Annotated in this window: 16 protein-coding genes; 7 read left to right on the forward strand and 9 right to left on the reverse strand. The window is 69.1% G+C overall.

Going from position 1 to position 15,222, the window contains the following annotated elements:
* Positions 1 to 21: 21 nt before the first annotated feature.
* The 4 genes from ACIBL3_RS18810 to ACIBL3_RS18825 are packed head-to-tail and all read left to right on the forward strand — an operon-like array spanning position 22 to position 3,694.
* Positions 22 to 216, forward strand: coding sequence for a hypothetical protein (locus tag ACIBL3_RS18810; protein WP_396354675.1), 195 nt, complete (start codon positions 22 to 24; stop codon positions 214 to 216).
* A gap of 58 nt (positions 217 to 274) precedes the next feature.
* Positions 275 to 2,566 (forward strand): AAA family ATPase, encoded by a 2,292-nt coding sequence (locus ACIBL3_RS18815; RefSeq protein WP_396354676.1) that lies wholly within the window; start codon positions 275 to 277, stop codon positions 2,564 to 2,566.
* A gap of 15 nt (positions 2,567 to 2,581) precedes the next feature.
* On the forward strand, positions 2,582 to 3,274 hold the full coding sequence (locus ACIBL3_RS18820; protein ID WP_396354677.1) for a hypothetical protein: 693 nt from the start codon (positions 2,582 to 2,584) through the stop codon (positions 3,272 to 3,274).
* Between the two features lie 12 nt (positions 3,275 to 3,286).
* The gene (locus ACIBL3_RS18825) at positions 3,287 to 3,694 is read left to right on the forward strand and encodes a hypothetical protein (RefSeq protein WP_396354678.1); all 408 of its coding nucleotides are present in this window, start codon (positions 3,287 to 3,289) and stop codon (positions 3,692 to 3,694) included.
* On the opposite strand, the gene ACIBL3_RS18830 is transcribed toward ACIBL3_RS18825, so the two are convergent.
* The 6 genes from ACIBL3_RS18830 to ACIBL3_RS18855 form a co-directional block, all read right to left on the reverse strand.
* Positions 3,695 to 4,411 carry an alpha/beta fold hydrolase gene (locus ACIBL3_RS18830; RefSeq protein WP_396354679.1) on the reverse strand — a complete coding sequence of 239 codons (717 nt, stop codon included), beginning with the start codon at positions 4,409 to 4,411 and terminating at the stop codon, positions 3,695 to 3,697.
* A gap of 188 nt (positions 4,412 to 4,599) precedes the next feature.
* The gene (locus ACIBL3_RS18835; protein WP_396354680.1) at positions 4,600 to 5,361 is read right to left on the reverse strand and encodes a YebC/PmpR family DNA-binding transcriptional regulator; all 762 of its coding nucleotides are present in this window, start codon (positions 5,359 to 5,361) and stop codon (positions 4,600 to 4,602) included.
* A 34-nt stretch (positions 5,362 to 5,395) separates the two neighbouring features.
* Positions 5,396 to 6,022: a pyridoxal 5'-phosphate synthase glutaminase subunit PdxT gene (pdxT, locus tag ACIBL3_RS18840; RefSeq protein WP_396354681.1), complete on the reverse strand. Its 627-nt coding sequence runs from the start codon at positions 6,020 to 6,022 to the stop codon at positions 5,396 to 5,398.
* Positions 6,019 to 6,564: a DUF6891 domain-containing protein gene (locus ACIBL3_RS18845; RefSeq protein WP_396354682.1), complete on the reverse strand. Its 546-nt coding sequence runs from the start codon at positions 6,562 to 6,564 to the stop codon at positions 6,019 to 6,021. The genes pdxT and ACIBL3_RS18845 overlap by 4 nt, the downstream gene beginning before the upstream one ends.
* A 17-nt stretch (positions 6,565 to 6,581) precedes the next feature.
* On the reverse strand, positions 6,582 to 7,481 hold the full coding sequence (pdxS, locus tag ACIBL3_RS18850) for a pyridoxal 5'-phosphate synthase lyase subunit PdxS (protein WP_396354683.1): 900 nt from the start codon (positions 7,479 to 7,481) through the stop codon (positions 6,582 to 6,584).
* Positions 7,482 to 7,553: 72 nt separating this feature from the next.
* Entirely contained in the window at positions 7,554 to 8,906 is a 1,353-nt protein-coding gene (locus tag ACIBL3_RS18855) for a PLP-dependent aminotransferase family protein (protein ID WP_396354684.1), read from the reverse strand.
* Positions 8,907 to 9,124: 218 nt separating this feature from the next.
* Between ACIBL3_RS18855 and ACIBL3_RS18860 the strand changes: the two genes are divergently transcribed.
* Positions 9,125 to 10,780 (forward strand): bifunctional 3'-5' exonuclease/DNA polymerase, encoded by a 1,656-nt coding sequence (locus ACIBL3_RS18860; RefSeq protein ID WP_396354685.1) that lies wholly within the window; start codon positions 9,125 to 9,127, stop codon positions 10,778 to 10,780.
* 7 nt (positions 10,781 to 10,787) lie between these two features.
* Here the strand turns inward: ACIBL3_RS18860 and ACIBL3_RS18865 are convergent, their stop codons facing one another.
* Positions 10,788 to 11,732, reverse strand: coding sequence for an RNA polymerase subunit sigma-70 (locus ACIBL3_RS18865; RefSeq protein WP_396354686.1), 945 nt, complete (start codon positions 11,730 to 11,732; stop codon positions 10,788 to 10,790).
* Entirely contained in the window at positions 11,729 to 12,232 is a 504-nt protein-coding gene (locus tag ACIBL3_RS18870) for a hypothetical protein (protein ID WP_396354687.1), read from the reverse strand. Before ACIBL3_RS18870 ends, ACIBL3_RS18865 begins: the two co-directional genes overlap by 4 nt.
* A gap of 78 nt (positions 12,233 to 12,310) precedes the next feature.
* On the opposite strand from ACIBL3_RS18870, the gene ACIBL3_RS18875 reads away from it, so the two are divergent.
* Both ACIBL3_RS18875 and ACIBL3_RS18880 read left to right on the forward strand, forming a co-directional pair.
* Positions 12,311 to 13,084 (forward strand): S-methyl-5'-thioadenosine phosphorylase, encoded by a 774-nt coding sequence (locus ACIBL3_RS18875; protein ID WP_396354688.1) that lies wholly within the window; start codon positions 12,311 to 12,313, stop codon positions 13,082 to 13,084.
* On the forward strand, positions 13,081 to 14,106 hold the full coding sequence (locus tag ACIBL3_RS18880) for an NAD-dependent epimerase/dehydratase family protein (protein ID WP_396354689.1): 1,026 nt from the start codon (positions 13,081 to 13,083) through the stop codon (positions 14,104 to 14,106). The genes ACIBL3_RS18875 and ACIBL3_RS18880 overlap by 4 nt, the downstream gene beginning before the upstream one ends.
* On the opposite strand, the gene ACIBL3_RS18885 is transcribed toward ACIBL3_RS18880, so the two are convergent.
* Positions 14,096 to 15,217, reverse strand: a complete 1,122-nt coding sequence (locus ACIBL3_RS18885; RefSeq protein WP_396354690.1) for a sensor histidine kinase — start codon at positions 15,215 to 15,217, stop codon at positions 14,096 to 14,098. The two genes, ACIBL3_RS18880 and ACIBL3_RS18885, sit on opposite strands and share 11 nt — an antisense overlap.
* Positions 15,218 to 15,222: the final 5 nt, after the last annotated feature.

The raw sequence follows: 15,222 nt of genomic DNA on the forward strand, positions 1-15,222 counted from the left end.
CCTGGAGAAAGGGGACTCTAGATGACACGAGGCACGATCTCCTACAGCGAGCTGGCCGATCAGTCGGTCGACCTGCTGCCCGCTCGGGAGGCCCTCGCGTTGGTGAACTTCACCAACATCACCGCCGTCAACGTCGCCATCGCGGTGAACGCGGCGACGATCGGCTCGACCGCTGCCGCGTCCGCACTCCAAGGCGTGGCCGTGTTCCAGCGCTGACCGAGACCACGCACGGAGGCGTGAGCGGCAACGCGGGCACGCCGCGAAGGCGGGATTTGTGACGACGAACGAAGTGGTCGATCGCGCGGCCACCGGCCTGGCGGGAGCCGGGATCCGGCCCGGTCGCGCGGTCGGCCTTCGGCTGCTCGGGCCGTACGAGGGATCGGGATTCCGGGACGACCGCTACCTGGTCGAGCGCTCCGACCGTCAGATGGTGATGCTCACCAAGCTGCTCTACCTGATCGTCGAGTACGCCGACGGCCACGCGTCCACCGATCTCCTCGCCACCCGGGTGAGCCGCGCCTACGGCCGGCACCTGGACCCCGCCGACCTGGTCGAACTCGTTCGGGTCAAGCTGGCACCGGCCGGCCTGGTGACGCTGTCGAAGGCCGAGCCGATCGGACAGCGGCGCGCCGATCCCCTGCTTGCGTTGAGTCTCCGCGGCGTCCTGCTCCCGTCGGCAGTCGTCCGGAGCATCGGCCGCGTCTTCGCACCCCTCTTCCACCGTCCTGTCATCCTCGCGATCCTTGCGGCAGTCGTCGCGTTCGACGTCTGGATGCTGACGACCCTCAGCGCGGCCGACGTCTTCAGCGCACTCATCGACCCAGCCGGAGTGCTGACGGTCCTGCTGCTCCTGCTGGTCGCGACGATGTTCCACGAGTTCGGCCACGCCGCCGGATGCACGTACGGCGGTGCGCGGCCCGGACAGATCGGTGTCGGGCTCTACCTGTGGATCCCGGCGTTCTACACCAACGTCACCAGCGCCTACCGGCTGAATCGCGCCGGCCGGCTCCGCACCGATCTCGGCGGCGTGTACTTCAACGTCGTCTTCATGGCGGCCGCCGCCGCGGCCTACCTGTGGACCGAGTGGCCGCCCTTGCTCGCGATCATCGCGCTGTCCCACCTCGAGATCGCCCAGCAGTTGCTGCCGATCGTGCGTTTCGACGGCTACTACATCCTCGGGGACCTGGCCGGCGTACCCAACCTGTTCGGCCACGTCCGGCCGATCATGCGCAGCCTGCTCCCGGGTCGCCGCCACGACCATGGCGCAGCTCAACTCCGGCTGCGGACCAGAATCATCGTCACCGCCTGGGTGCTGGTCACCGTCCCCACGTTGCTGATCGGTCTGGGAGCACTGCTGTGGAACACCCCTGGCTACCTGTCCGCCTTTCTGACTCGATCGAGCGGCATCTGGAATACCACGCGGGACTTGTTCAGCGCCGGCCAACTCGGGGCGGCAGCCCTGTCTGCCCTGTCGCTGCTGGCCATCACGCTGCCCATCGTCGGCATCGGACTCGTCCTCGGCAGATCGCTGCACCACCTCGTCAGAGCACTGCTCGCCCGCCGTACACCCCCAGTGGAGGGACCGATGACGATCACGAAGGCCTCCACCGAACTGGCTGCCGTCAACGACGCCGCCAAACCACCCGGCGCAGACGCTTTCACCGAAGAACAGATGCTGCGGCGCCGGACGCCGCCCGCCCACCACGGCTGGCGACACGGCCTCTACGTCGCGACGAGCGGCCGGGTGAACGTGGGGCCGAGTCCGGCCGAACAGCGCGAACTCGAGCAGATCGCCCGCGTCCGGACTCCCCTGCGTGCTCCCCGCCGCGTCGTCACCCTGAGCCGCAAAGGCGGCGCCGGCAAGACCACCACTACGCTGATGCTCGGCCACACCCTCGCCATGCATCGCGGTGACCGCGTCGTCGCGCTCGACGCCAACCCCGACGCGGGTTCGCTGATCTACCGGGTCCAGCGCGAGTCGCCGGCGACCGTGACCAACCTGCTGGGCGAGCGCACCACGATCACCAAGTACGCCGACCTGCGCGCCTACACCTCGCAGACGTCGAGCCGTCTCGAGGTGATCGCGTCTGACGACGATCCCACCATCAGCCAGGCGCTCGGCGAACGGGACTACCGCGCCGCTCTGGACCTCCTGACCGTGCACTACAACCTGATCCTCGTCGACACCGGGACCGGCATCCTCGACAGCGCAGTTCAAGGCATCCTGCGGGAGGCCGACCAGATCGTCGTCGTGATGCCACCGGCTCTGGACGGAGCACGGGTCGCCGCGGGCACGCTGGACTGGCTCGACCAGCACGGTCACGGCGACCTGGTCGAGTCGGCCGTGGCCGTCATCAACACCACCCGGTCCCGGTCGCGCCGGATCCAGCTCGACGCGATCGAGAGCCATTTCGCCGCCCGGTGCGCGGGCACCGTCCGCATCCCCTGGGACCCCGCACTCGACATCGGCGCCGCGACCGAACTGGACGAACTGCGTCCCGCGACCCGGGACGCGTACCTGGAACTGGCCGAAAAGGTAGCCACGGGATTCACCCACGACAGGTGACGGAAGGGCGACGAGATGAACCTCCACCGACGACTCGAAGCGACAGTGCTGGCCGTATCCCTGCTCCTGGCCACGACCGCAAGCTCCGGCATGCTGCTCCAGCGCAAGGGCCAGGACTTCGACCTGGTCGCCTCCGCCAATCCGGCGACTCCCCACAGTTCCGACACCGACCGCACCGCGATGTTCGACCGCGGACGGGGCAAGCGCACCCAGGCAGACGCAGTCGCCAGCTCCTCAGCCACGTGCAACGGGTGCTCGGGTACGGCGACCGCCGTACAAGTCATCTCCTTCGGCAAAGCGCGGAAGGGGACAGCGGACAACCTGGCGAACGCCTGGTCGACCTGCAACAACTGCCGTGCGACGAGCGTCTCGATTCAGGTCATCCTGATCCGGCCGGGCGCCACCGTCACGGCACGCAACCGGGCGCTGGCAGCCAACGTCGGGTGCAGCGGCTGCTCGACCACTGCCGTCGCAGTGCAGCTCGTGGTCGTCACAAGCAAGCGCGACTCACTGTCACGGCAGGCGCGCAAGGATCTCGAGGCGTTGGCCGCTCAGCTGGAATCCGAGCTGCAAGGAGCGACCCGTACGAAGGCAGCGCGCACCGCCGCGGCCAAGAACAAGCCCGGCCTCGCACGCATCCAGACACTGGTCCGCCAGGAGCTGAAGCCGTCGGAGATCCGCCCGAACTTCACCCTCAAGACCGGATGACAGGAGACCGCAATGCCTGTCCGCGGACTGATCACTGTCGCAGTCGCGCTCTCCGCCACGCTCGTACCCCTGCAGTGCGAAACCGTCGACACCCCCTCCCGCAGCACGACCAGCAGCAGAAGCCCCGCGCGGGAGCCGTCGGCGAGAGCGCCGTCGGCGGCGACCTCGCGGGCCGTCGTCAAGATCACGGCATCGGACAGCGTCTGCTGGTCCGGCCAGCTGGGAACCCGTTCCCGACGCGGCTGTGGGAGTGCGACCATCCAGATCAAGGACTCCAACGGCACCTACACGGTCTACCTCGTGAAGTCCAAAGGCGCCGGCACCCTGAACCTCACCCTCGCCGTCAACGGCAGGACCGTCCAACGCGGCTCGATGTCCGGGTCCACCAGCGTCGTCTCGATCAGCTACGCCAGCAGCTAGTCAGCTTTTGAGGAGGGATTCGGCGAGTTCGGCGGGGCGGGTGAAGCAGGCTTCGTGGCTGCCGGGAGTCGGTACGGGCGCGACGCCGAGCCGCTCGGCGAAGCGGTCCCAGCCGTACTCACCGGGCGGTAGTGCCACGTCGTCCTCGCCGAGTAGGTAGGCGACCGGCACGCCGAGGGTGTCCAGGTCGAGCGGCGCGACCGGCTCGGTGAAGTACTGCATCGGTTGCGGGAGCAGGAGGCTGTGCACCATTCGCTGCACGTCCTCGGGTGCGTCCGGCATGAACGCGGCTTGCCACACCGCGAAGGGCATCGCGACCGAGTTGTTGCCGGAGGCAGCGGCCTGTCCGTCGAACAAGGCTTGGTAGTGGGGCGGCACCTCGTCGTACAGGCTCCGGCCCCCGGCCGGCACGAAGGCGCTCCAGAACACGAGCTTGCGCAGCCGGGACGCGAGCCGCGGCGCCGCACCGGCGATCACGTACCCACCCCAACTGTGCCCGACCAGCGTGACGTCGCGCAGGTCCTCCCGTTCGACCAGCTCGACGACCGCGTCGACGACGTCGGTCAGCGTGTACGACGTGGGGTCGTCGCCGTCGGCCAGTCCGGGCAGGGTCGGCGTCAGCACCCGTTGCCCTGCGGCCAGCAGGTGTTCGGCGACCGGGCGCCAGGCCCACCCGCCATGCCAGGCACCGGTGATGAGGACGAACGTTCCAGCCATGGCGCACTCCTTAGGGTTGCTGGAATCGTGGCACTCGCTCTGACGCTCGTCAACAATCTGACACATATCAGCTCGAGCAAATGGGCTGGGGAAACCAGCCCCTTGTGGATGCTCAGCCGACCTCGGCCATGATCTCGTCGGAGACGTCGGCCCTCGTCGGAGACGAGAAATCAAGTACTGCGCGTCTTTCAGCTCACTGACGCCATGATCTCGTCGGAGACGTCGAAATTCGCGTAGACGTTCTGGACGTCGTCGCTGTCCTCGAGGGCGTCGATCAGGCGGAAGATCTTGCCGGCGCCGTCGGCGTCCAGCTCGACCGTCATCGACGGGACGAACTGCACCTCGGCCGACTCGTAGTCGATGCCGGCGTCCTGCAGCGCGGTCCGGGCCGCGACCACGTCGGTCGCCTCGGTGACGACCTCCCAGGACTCGCCGAGGTCGTTCACCTCCTCGGCGCCGGCTTCCAGCACGGCCTCCATCACGTCGTCCTCGGACAAGGACTTGCCGTCCTGGTCCTTGGTCAGGACGATCACGCCCTTGCGGTTGAACAGGTAGGCGACCGAGTTCGGGTCGGCCAGCGAGCCGCCGTTGCGCGACATCGCCGTCCGGACGTCCGCGGCCGCGCGGTTGCGGTTGTCGGTCAGGCACTCGACCAGCATCGCGACACCGTTCGGGCCGTAGCCCTCGTACATGATCGTCTGGTACTCCGCGCCACCGGCCTCGGCGCCGGAGCCACGCTTGACCGCGCGGTCGATGTTGTCGTTCGGGACCGACGACTTCTTCGCCTTCTGGATGGCGTCGTACAGGGTCGGGTTCCCGCCAGGGTCGCCACCGCCCATCCGGGCGGCCACCTCGATGTTCTTGATCAGCTTCGCGAAGAGCTTGCCGCGCTTCGCGTCGATGACGGCCTTCTTGTGCTTCGTGGTGGCCCACTTGGAGTGGCCTGACATGGCGAACCCAACCCTTCGTGCTCCTGCGACTGACTCAGCGGCTGCGGACCAGCTCGGCGAAGTAGCCGTGCAGCCTGGCGTCCCCGGTCATCTCCGGATGGAACGACGTGGCCAGCAGCCGATCGTGACGAACCGCGACGATCCTACTGTGTTCTGCCTCCGGCCCCACCGTGTCCCACCCGGCGTCCGGGCCCGACCTCACCGTCGAGAGTACCTCCACGTCCCGTCCGACCCGTTCCACCCACGGTGCCCGGATGAACACGGCGTGGTACGGCGAGTCGAACGCGGCGAACTCCAGGTCCGCCTCGAACGAATCCACCTGCCGCCCGAACGCGTTCCGCCGTACCGTCACGTCCAGCCCGCCGAGCGTCTCCTGGCCCTCGATCCCGCCGGTGATCTCGTTCGCCAGCATGATCATCCCGGCGCAGGTGCCGAACACCGGCATCCCGTCCGCGATCCGCTTCTGCAACGGCTCGAACAGCTCGAACGCGCGGGCCAGCTTGTCCATCGTGGTCGACTCACCACCCGGCAGCACCAGCCCGTCCACCTGCTCGAGCTCCGATGGCCGCCGGACCGGGAGCGCCTCGACGCCGACCTGCTTCAGCATGGCCACGTGCTCCCGCACGTTGCCCTGGAGCGCGAACACGCCGATCACGGTCATAAAGTCACCTTTCGTTGCCAGGTGAGCGTGACCTCGATCCGGCCTTCGTCGAAGACGGCCGGGAGATCGTTCTCGTTGAGGAGCGTGAGGACGCCCTCCAGGAGCGGCTCCCCCGGCGCGACGTTGGCCGTGTCGGGGTGCCAGAGCTTGAGCTCGAGCATGCCGAAGTCGACGGCGTGCCAGACGTCGGTGTCGGTGAAGAACACCAACCCCTTCGGATCGGTGGCCGCCTCCAGCGCCTGCCTGGCGGCGTGGTGGTCCGACGTGTAGCGGACCACCACCAGGCCCACCTTTTCCAGCTCCGCGAGTACGGCGTCCAGCCGGTCCGGATCCGTGATCGCGGGCCAGCCTGCCGCGTCGGCGTTCAGGTCGACCACCGCTTCACCGATCAGCAGCGGCACGAGCGCGGCCGGATCCATCGACGGTGCGTCCTCCTGGACAGCCTCCGTCAGTGCGGCCGTGATCGCCGGGTGGTCGGCGTACCCGGACCGCACCAGGACGCGGGCCAGCCCGCGCAGCTCGCGGGCTGTCCGCTCGTCCACGGACTGCAGGCTGTTGGTCACCAGCCGCGCTCGGCCAGGCGGTGCGGCTGCGGGATGTCGTCGACGTTGATACCGACCATCGCCTCACCCAGACCGCGGGACACCTTGGCGATCACGTCCGGGTCGTCGTGGAAGGTGGTCGCCTTCACGATCGCCTCGGCGCGCTGGGCCGGGTTGCCGGACTTGAAGATGCCGGAGCCGACGAACACGCCCTCGGCGCCGAGCTGCATCATCATCGCCGCGTCAGCCGGGGTGGCGATGCCGCCGGCGGTGAACAGCACGACCGGAAGCTTGCCGGCCTGCGCGACCTCCTTGACCAGCTCGTACGGCGCCTGCAGCTCCTTGGCGGCGACGTACAGCTCGTCCTCCGGCAGGTTCTGCAGCCGGCGGAGCTCCTGGCGGATCTGGCGCATGTGGGTGGTCGCGTTGGACACGTCACCGGTGCCGGCCTCGCCCTTGGAGCGGATCATCGCCGCGCCCTCGGTGATCCGGCGCAGCGCCTCGCCCAGGTTGGTCGCGCCGCACACGAACGGAACCGTGAAGGCCCACTTGTCGATGTGGTTGGCGTAGTCGGCCGGGGTCAGCACCTCGGACTCGTCGATGTAGTCGACCCCGAGGCTCTGCAGCACCTGGGCCTCGACGAAGTGACCGATCCGGGCCTTGGCCATCACCGGGATCGAGACGGCGTTGATGATGCTGTCGATCATGTCCGGGTCGCTCATCCGGGAGACGCCGCCCTGTGCGCGGATGTCGGCCGGGACCCGCTCCAGCGCCATCACCGCGACCGCGCCGGCGTCCTCGGCGATCTTGGCCTGCTCGGCGGTGACCACGTCCATGATCACGCCGCCCTTGAGCATCTCCGCCATCCCGCGCTTGACCTTGGCGGTACCGGTCTGGGGGGTCTGGTTCTCCGTCACTACATCCTCCTGGTCGTGGGGCACACGTCCAGACTAGGGCGGCCGCGGCACCTGTCCTCAGTCCACCTCGGATCAAGTGGACTGAAGAGCCTCGCCAAGCCTCGCGACGACGAGCCGGAGCGTGGCGGGCGGCGCAGTGAACGGGATCCGGATGTGCCGGCGATCCGTCCCGTCCGGCGTGAACAGATCGCCCGCGCCGAGCAGCAGCCCCTGCTCCCGAGCCTTCTCGAGCACTCGTCGCGCTCTGGTCTCGGTCAGCTCCAGCCACAACGTCATGCCACCGGTCGGCGTGGGCCACGCCACACCGTCGAGGGTCCTCAGTCCACTCTCCAGCGCTTGGAGATTGGCCCGGAGGCGGGTGCGGCGCCGACTGATCACTCTGTCGAGGCGGCCGACGATCGCCTGGGCCAGGAGGTCGTCCAGCGCGCTGGGCGACGCCACACTGAGCTGTGCGGCGGTGTTGATGCGTCTGCGGAGTTGCTTGCCCGTGCGAACCCAGCCAACGCGCAGTCCGCCCCAGACCGTTTTGCTCAGCGATCCGACGCTGACTGTGCGTGGGTAGCGACTCAGTGGCTCAGCCTGCTCGCCGCTGGCCAACCACAGTGGTCTCATGGTCTCGTCGCTGATCAGTGCTGCGCCGTACCGTCTGGCGATTTCGACTACCGCCGTACGACGGTCTGGCGGAAGGCTGAGCCCGGTCGGGTTGTGGTTGTCGGCCTGCAGGTAGATCACCTTGGGGCGGTGTCGTCGACACAGGTGGGTGAGCTGGTCGGTGTCCCACACGCCGGCGGGCCAGCCGGCGACGTCCAGGCGGTGCTTGCGGAGCAGGTCGAAGGCAGCCGGGTACGTCGGTGTCTCGGTGATCGCCACGCCTGGTCCGAGGTCCAGTCCGGCCAGGGCTGCGTTGAGTCCGGCTGCGGCTCCTACGGTCAGGGTGAGCTGGTCGGGCTCAGTGGGTACGCCCTCGATGGTGAGGCGTTCGGCTAACGCAGTACGGAGCTCTAGTGAGCCGCCTGGTGGGGGTCCGTCGCCGCCCATGGCGTGCGGGAGGCCGTTCTCGACGATCTGGGCCGCAACCTCGGCCACGTCGTGCGGTGCGGCAGTGGTCGCGAACCGCAGGTCCAGCACGGGCTGGTCCCCGGCTGTCACGGTCGACGCCGGCGCGATCGGGTCCAGCAGGCGGTCCAGCGGCCGCACCACGGTCCCGGAGCCGCGCCTGGTCTCCAGTACGCCGTCTTGGCGCAGCTGATCCAACGCACGTACGACGGTCACGCGGCTGAGTCCCAGCCGGTCCGCCAGGACCCGCTCCGACGGCAACCGGGAGCCGATCGACAGGTCGCCACGCTCGATCCGTCGCAGCACCAGGGCCTCGACCTGCTCGGTCTTGGTCCCGTCCGCCGGGTCGAGATCACCCTCCCGCCACATAAGTCCAGTGTCACACAACTGGCCTGATGAGCCGACTCTCACCTCGCGCTCACCCGGCGCCTGCCGCGGGACGCTCGTCCGCGGCACCAAAGCGCCGGCTCTGACCCCCTTCAACCGACTTTGTGCACCGTTCGTGCACTCTCGGCGTCCGGGAATGCTCGAGCGGTGCACAAAGTGGGGTGGCCGGAAGTGTCGGCGGTGGGTGTGATGATTCGGGGGTGGACGAGCGGTGGGCGATTGCCCCGGAAGAGGGTGGCGGAGCAGTCCTCGTCCCCCTGCGCCCGGACGGCCACCCCGCGGGCCCGGTCCTGCGCGAGCCCGACCTCGTGACCGCCGTCGCCTCCCGTCCACAGGCCTCGCGGTGGGTCTGGCGGGCGACCTCCGGGATCTATCCACGCCTGCTCGAGTCCGGCGTACGCGTGGAGCGCTGCTACGACATCGAGAACAGCGAAGGCCTCCTCCTCGGCCACGAAGGCCGCCTGGGCGAACCCCGATCAGCCGCCGCGGCCTGGGCACGCCTGACCGGCCGCCCGGTCCCGCCCGATCCACCGCTGCGTCCCGTCGTACCGGGTGAGCAGTCGTCACTGTTCGAGATCCAGGAGGAGCCGGTCCCCTTCGAGGGCCTCCTCCAGGTGTACGCCGACCAACTGCGACGGCACGGGGATGCCGAGCACCCGGACCGGATGCGGTTGCTCACGGCATCGGAGTCGTCGGGGATGCTGGTCGCGGCGGAGATGGACCGCGCCGGCTTGCCGTGGAGCGCCGACGCGCACCGCGCCTTGCTGACCGAGCTGCTCGGCGACCGGTTCGGCGGGACCGGGGAGCCGCGGCGGTTGACCGAGTTGGCGGACGAGGTGTCGGCTGCCTTCGGCCGACGAGTGCGGCCCGACTTGCCGGCCGACGTACTGAAGGCTTTCAAGTCGGCCGGGTACCAGTTGAAGTCGACGCGGCGGTGGGAGCTGGAGACGATCGACCATCCGGCGGTCGCGCCGCTGATCGAGTACAAGAAGCTCTACCGGATCTACACCGCGAACGGCTGGACGTGGCTGCAGGACTGGGTGCACGACGGGCGGTTCCGGCCCGGCTTCCTTCCTGGCGGGACGGTGTCCGGTCGCTGGGTCACCAACGGCGGTGGCGGTCTGCAGATCCCAAAGGTCATCCGCGGCGCGGTGGTCGCCGACCCCGACTGGCGTCTGGTCGTCGCCGACGCGTCCCAACTCGAGCCGCGCATCCTCGCCGCGATCTCCCGCGACCCGGCCCTGATGGAGGTCGCGAGCTCCCCCGGCGACCTCTACAAGTCCGTGTCGGACGCCGCGTTCTCCGGCGACCGCGCGAAGGCGAAGCTCGCCGTACTGGGCGCCATCTACGGCCAGACGTCCGGCGACGGCCTCAAGAACCTCGCCATGCTCCGCAAGCGATTCCCACAAGCAGTCGCGTACGTCGACGACGCCGCTCGCGCCGGCGAAGAAGGCCGCCTGGTCCGCACCTGGCTCGGCCGCACCTGCCCACCCGCCGGCACCCCACTCGACGCAGCCCTCCTCGAAGGCCCCGGCGTGGACGAACAGCCAACCGACGCCCGCCACGCGCGAGCCCGCGGCCGCTTCACCCGCAACTTCGTAGTCCAAGGCTCCGCCGCCGACTGGGCCCTCCTGCTACTCGCCGCCCTCCGCCAATCCCTGGCAGGCATGAAGTCCGAATTGGTCTTCTTCCAACACGACGAGGTAATAATCCACACCCCCACCGAAGAAGCCGACCAGATAACCACCGCAATCCAATCCGCCAGCAACCTGGCCGGCACCCTGACCTTCGGCCCCACCCCCACAAACTTCGCCTTCACCACCGCCACCGTAAAGACCTACGCCGAAGCGAAGTAGCAGCCGGCTACAGGTGGGGTGGGAGGCCGAAGCGTTCGAAGGAGGTGAACTCGAAGGCGGTTATCTCGGCTATGAGGTCGGCTTCTATGCGGAAGACATCGAAGGCGAAGGGGTGGAAGGCGGATTCGCCTGGGGGTTGGAGGTAGGCGGCCAAGGTGGGTTGGTGGTTGAGGGTCGTGGGGAGGAAGCGCCAGGTGCCGCGGTAGGCGGTGCCGGTGGGGGTGAGGTTGGCGGTCAGGGAGTGGATGGCAGCGGCGCCTTCGAACCAGAAGGGGTACGGCGGCATGGTGATGCGGATGTCTTCGTGCATCAACGCGGCCAGAGCGTCGGGGTCGGCGGCGTCCCAGGCGGCCATGTACTTGCGGAGGAGGTCCTGCTCGACCGCGGTCGACGAAGACGCGGACCAGGAGGAGCGGTGGGATGGGAGGTGGGTGCGGAGTACGGGTCGGGCTCGTTGGAGGGCGGAGTTGACGGCGGGGACGGTCAGGGAGACAGCCTCAGCCGTTTCGCGGGCGGACCAGCCGAGGACGTCGCGGAAGATCAGGACGGCTCGTTGTCGTGGCGGCAGGTGCTGGATCGCCACGAGGAAGGCGAGCTCGATCGTCTCCCGCCGGATGGCAACCGCCTCCGGTTCGGCAGCACGGTCCAAGACCACGTCCGGGAAGGGCTGCAACCACGGCACGTCTTCACGGGCGGGCAAAGCGGTGGCGGGGAAGGACGCGGGCTCGAGTTGGTACGGGAGGACTCGTTGGGGACGGCGTGCGTCGTCGATGCAGAGGTTGGTCGCGATGCGGTAGAGCCATGCGCGTACGGAGGAGCGGCCTTCGAAGGTGTCGCGGGCACGCCAGGCGCGGAGGAAGGTTTCTTGGACCATCTCTTCGGCGTCGGCGTACGAACCGAGGAGGCGGTAGCAGTGCACCAGCAGCTCAGGGCGGTACTGCTCCAGGTTCAACTCCCGTCCTCCAATTCGATCGTCGACGGCATCGGGGCGTGGCCTGCCAGGTGCAGCCAGCTGACCAGTCGGCGCCGGCGGAGGTCGCGCGTCGAGACCACGATGTCGTTGTGGAAGCGGCGCGCCAACTGGACCCGCCGCATCGCCAAGCCCAGCTCCCCCGCCCACGGTTCCACATCCGTGCCGGTGGCGTTGATGGCGCGGGTCAGGGCGGACTCCCGCTGCTCACGCTCCTCCAAAGAGTCCGGCGCGGCGGTCCGGGCCCGATGAGCCGCATCGAGCAGCAACAGCGACGACGCCGGATCGAGGATCCCGGCGCCGGCCAACTCACCGACCAGCGCGGCCCGGCGCGAGAGCTCGGTCTCCAGAACCGCTCGCGAACTCTCCACCCGATGATGCAGCCGATCGAGCCGGCCCGCGGTCCAGCTCGCATACGCGCCGAGCAGCAACAGTACCGCGGCAACCACGACCAGCACCCAGGACAGTTCCACGCCCCCCATTCGATCACCCCTTACGGAGCGCTGACGGTCCGGCCGAATCCGGTAGCCGCGGCAACCCGCGGCACTAGCGTCGGGACCATGCCTGATATCGGAGTGATCGGTGGTTCCGGCTTCTACGAGTTCCTGTCCGAGGCGCACAGCGTCGCGGTCGACACCCCCTTCGGCCCGCCGAGTGAGCCGCCCGTGGTCGGCGACCTGAACGGGCGCGAGGTCGCGTTCATCCCGCGCCACGGCCGCGACCACCGGTTCCCGCCGCACCGGGTCAACTACCGCGCCAACCTCTGGGCGCTGCACCACCTCGGCGTCCGCCAGGTGCTCGGCCCGTGCGCCGTCGGCTCGCTTCGACCCGAGCTCGTCCCGGGCACGTTCGTCGTACCCGATCAGTACGTCGACCGCACCTGGGGCCGGCCGCATACCGTGTACGACGAGGCGCCCGTCGTGCACACGTCCGCCGCCGATCCCTACTGCCCCACCGGCCGGGCCACGGTGATTGCCAACGGCAACGTCGTGCCGACGGGCACGATGGTGGTGATCAACGGCCCGCGGTTCTCGACCCGCGCGGAGTCGCAATGGCATGCGGCGCAGGGCTGGTCGGTCGTCGGGATGACCGGTGCACCGGAGGCGTCGATCGCCCGCGAGCTGGCCGTCTGCTACACCTCGATCGCCGTCGTCACCGATCACGACGCCGGCGTGGCGACCGGTGAGGGGGTGACCCAGGCAGAGGTCTTCGCCCAGTTCACCCGCAGCATCGAGCGCCTCCGGCAGCTCATCACCGACGTGATCGCCCAGCTCCCGAAACCCGACACCGATTGCCTTTGCCACCACGCGCTCGACGGGACGGCGGTCGAATGAGAGTCCTGCTGACCGGCGGCGCCGGCTTCATCGGTCGCCACGTCCACCACCAGCTCGTTGCCGAGGGCCACGAGGTGACCGTCCTCGACTCGTTCCGCCCCGACGTGCACCGTCGTACCCCCGCCCCGGCACCCGGCCTGATCGTCGGCGACGTCCGCGACGCGACCACCGTCGCCGCAGCGCTGGACGGCATCGACACCGTCGTCCACCTGGCCGCGAAGGTCGGGCTCGGCGTCGACCTCGACGACCTGGACGACTACGTCTCCAGCAACAGCCTCGGTACGGCGGTCCTGCTCCGGCAACTCGCCCATGCAGGAATCCGCAACCTCGTCTACGCCAGCTCAATGGTCGTGTACGGCGAGGGCCGCTACGACTGTGATCGCCACGGACGGGTCGCCCCCGGACCACGCCGGACCGAGGACCTCGACGCCGGCCACTTCGAGCCACCATGCCCGATCTGCGGAGCCCAACTGAAACCTGGGCTGGTCGAGGAGGACGCCGTACCCGATCCTCGCAACGCCTACGCGGCCAGCAAGCTGAACGGCGAGCACCTGGCCGCCTCGTGGGCCCGCGAGACCGGCAGCCGAGTCACGTCACTGCGCTTCCACAACGTCTACGGCCCCGGCATGCCCCGCAACACGCCGTACGCCGGTGTCGCCGCCATCTTCCGCTCAGCGCTGGAACGCGGCGAACCCCCGACGGTCTACGAAGACGGCAACCAGCGCCGCGACTTCGTCCACGTCCACGACATCGCGACCGCAGTCACCACCGCCGCGACCGCACTCCCCCACCAGCCACCGGTCACCGCATACAACGTCGGCAGCGGCACGGTCCACACCATCGGCGACCTGGCCGCGGAACTCTCCCGCGCCTACCAAGGCCCAGATCCCGTCACCACCGGCCAATACCGCCTCGGCGACGTCCGCCACATCACTGCGTCCTCGGACCGCCTCCGCAACGACCTCGGCTGGAAGCCGACGCACACCCTCGCGACCGGCCTGGCCGACCTGCTCATGGATTAGCCGGCAACTCGATCTGAAACGCGCAGCCGCCTTCGACGTTGTTCACGGCGATCGTGCCCTCGTGCGACTCCACGACGCCGCGGGCGATTGCGAGACCGAGCCCGCCGCCGCCGTCGGCTGGGGTGCGCTGGGCGTCACCGCGCCAGCCGACGTCGAAGACCCGGTCCAGGTCGTCGGCCGGGATGCCGCCGCAGCCGTCGGTGACGGCGAGGCGGACCCGGCCGTCGGCCTCGCGATCGACGGTCAGGGTGACGGCTTCGTCGGGCTTGGTGTGGCGGATCGCGTTGTCCACCAGGTTGGTCACCGCGCGGGTCAGCTCGTCCGGATCCCCTTCGACAGCAAGCCGGTCGTCGTCTGCAGGCGTCGACACCACCAGCCGGACACCTGAGACCCGAGCCCGCTCGCCACTCTCACCGGCGACGTCCTCCGCCAGCTCCCGCAACGAGACGGCCGAACGCCGCCGGGGCGAAGGCGCGGTCGACAACCGGGAAAGCTCGAACAGGTCGTCCACCAACCCGGTCATCCGGTCGACCGTCGACCGCATCTGCCGCAGGGCCCCGGGTACGTCGTCGATCACGCCGTCCTCGAGTCCTTCGGACACCGCCCGCAGACCGGCCAGCGGCGTACGCAGGTCGTGGGACATGAACGCGACCAACTCCCGGCGACTCGCCTCCAGCGCACGTTCACGCTCATGCGAGGTGGCGAGCTTGCGACGCGTCATCTCCAGCTCGTCCGTCAACTCCGCCAGCTCCGCCGGCACCGAGCTTCTCGAGGCGGCAGCCGCCGGCTCGTACGACGTACCGAGATGCCGGAGCCGCCTACCAACATCACGCGAGCCGGTGCTGACCCAGTGGCCGAGCAGGACCGACATCGCCAACCCGAGCAGGGCCGCGAAGGCGAGCGTCCACAGCACCACCCACGAGTCGTGCTCGGAGATGAACATCGCCCGTACGCTCTGCACGACCGCGGCCAGCGCGGCCGCCATCGGCGCCAGCGCCGCGACGATCATGGTCGTCCGCAGCGAGCGGCTCCGGAACTGCCACAGGATCGCCGCACCGACCGCCGCGACCACCAGCGTCCACAGCGTGGTGAGCGCCAGGATCGTGAGCATGTCCC

The organism is Kribbella sp. NPDC050124, assembly GCF_044460355.1.
Taxonomy (GTDB): Bacteria; Actinomycetota; Actinomycetes; order Propionibacteriales; family Kribbellaceae; genus Kribbella.

What these genes read in the sequence shown, in the direction of transcription:
- ACIBL3_RS18855 (WP_396354684.1), bottom strand. Translation starts at nt 8,906, where the DNA reads ATGTGGCGGGAGGGTGATCTCGACCCGGCGGACGGGACCAAGACCGAG.
- ACIBL3_RS18825 (WP_396354678.1), top strand. Translation starts at nt 3,287, where the DNA reads ATGCCTGTCCGCGGACTGATCACTGTCGCAGTCGCGCTCTCCGCCACG.
- ACIBL3_RS18835 (WP_396354680.1), bottom strand. Translation starts at nt 5,361, where the DNA reads ATGTCAGGCCACTCCAAGTGGGCCACCACGAAGCACAAGAAGGCCGTC.
- ACIBL3_RS18875 (WP_396354688.1), top strand. Translation starts at nt 12,311, where the DNA reads ATGCCTGATATCGGAGTGATCGGTGGTTCCGGCTTCTACGAGTTCCTG.
- ACIBL3_RS18880 (WP_396354689.1), top strand. Translation starts at nt 13,081, where the DNA reads ATGAGAGTCCTGCTGACCGGCGGCGCCGGCTTCATCGGTCGCCACGTC.
- pdxT (WP_396354681.1), bottom strand. Translation starts at nt 6,022, where the DNA reads ATGACCGTGATCGGCGTGTTCGCGCTCCAGGGCAACGTGCGGGAGCAC.
- ACIBL3_RS18885 (WP_396354690.1), bottom strand. Translation starts at nt 15,217, where the DNA reads ATGCTCACGATCCTGGCGCTCACCACGCTGTGGACGCTGGTGGTCGCG.
- ACIBL3_RS18870 (WP_396354687.1), bottom strand. Translation starts at nt 12,232, where the DNA reads ATGGGGGGCGTGGAACTGTCCTGGGTGCTGGTCGTGGTTGCCGCGGTA.
- ACIBL3_RS18820 (WP_396354677.1), top strand. Translation starts at nt 2,582, where the DNA reads ATGAACCTCCACCGACGACTCGAAGCGACAGTGCTGGCCGTATCCCTG.
- ACIBL3_RS18830 (WP_396354679.1), bottom strand. Translation starts at nt 4,411, where the DNA reads ATGGCTGGAACGTTCGTCCTCATCACCGGTGCCTGGCATGGCGGGTGG.
- ACIBL3_RS18810 (WP_396354675.1), top strand. Translation starts at nt 22, where the DNA reads ATGACACGAGGCACGATCTCCTACAGCGAGCTGGCCGATCAGTCGGTC.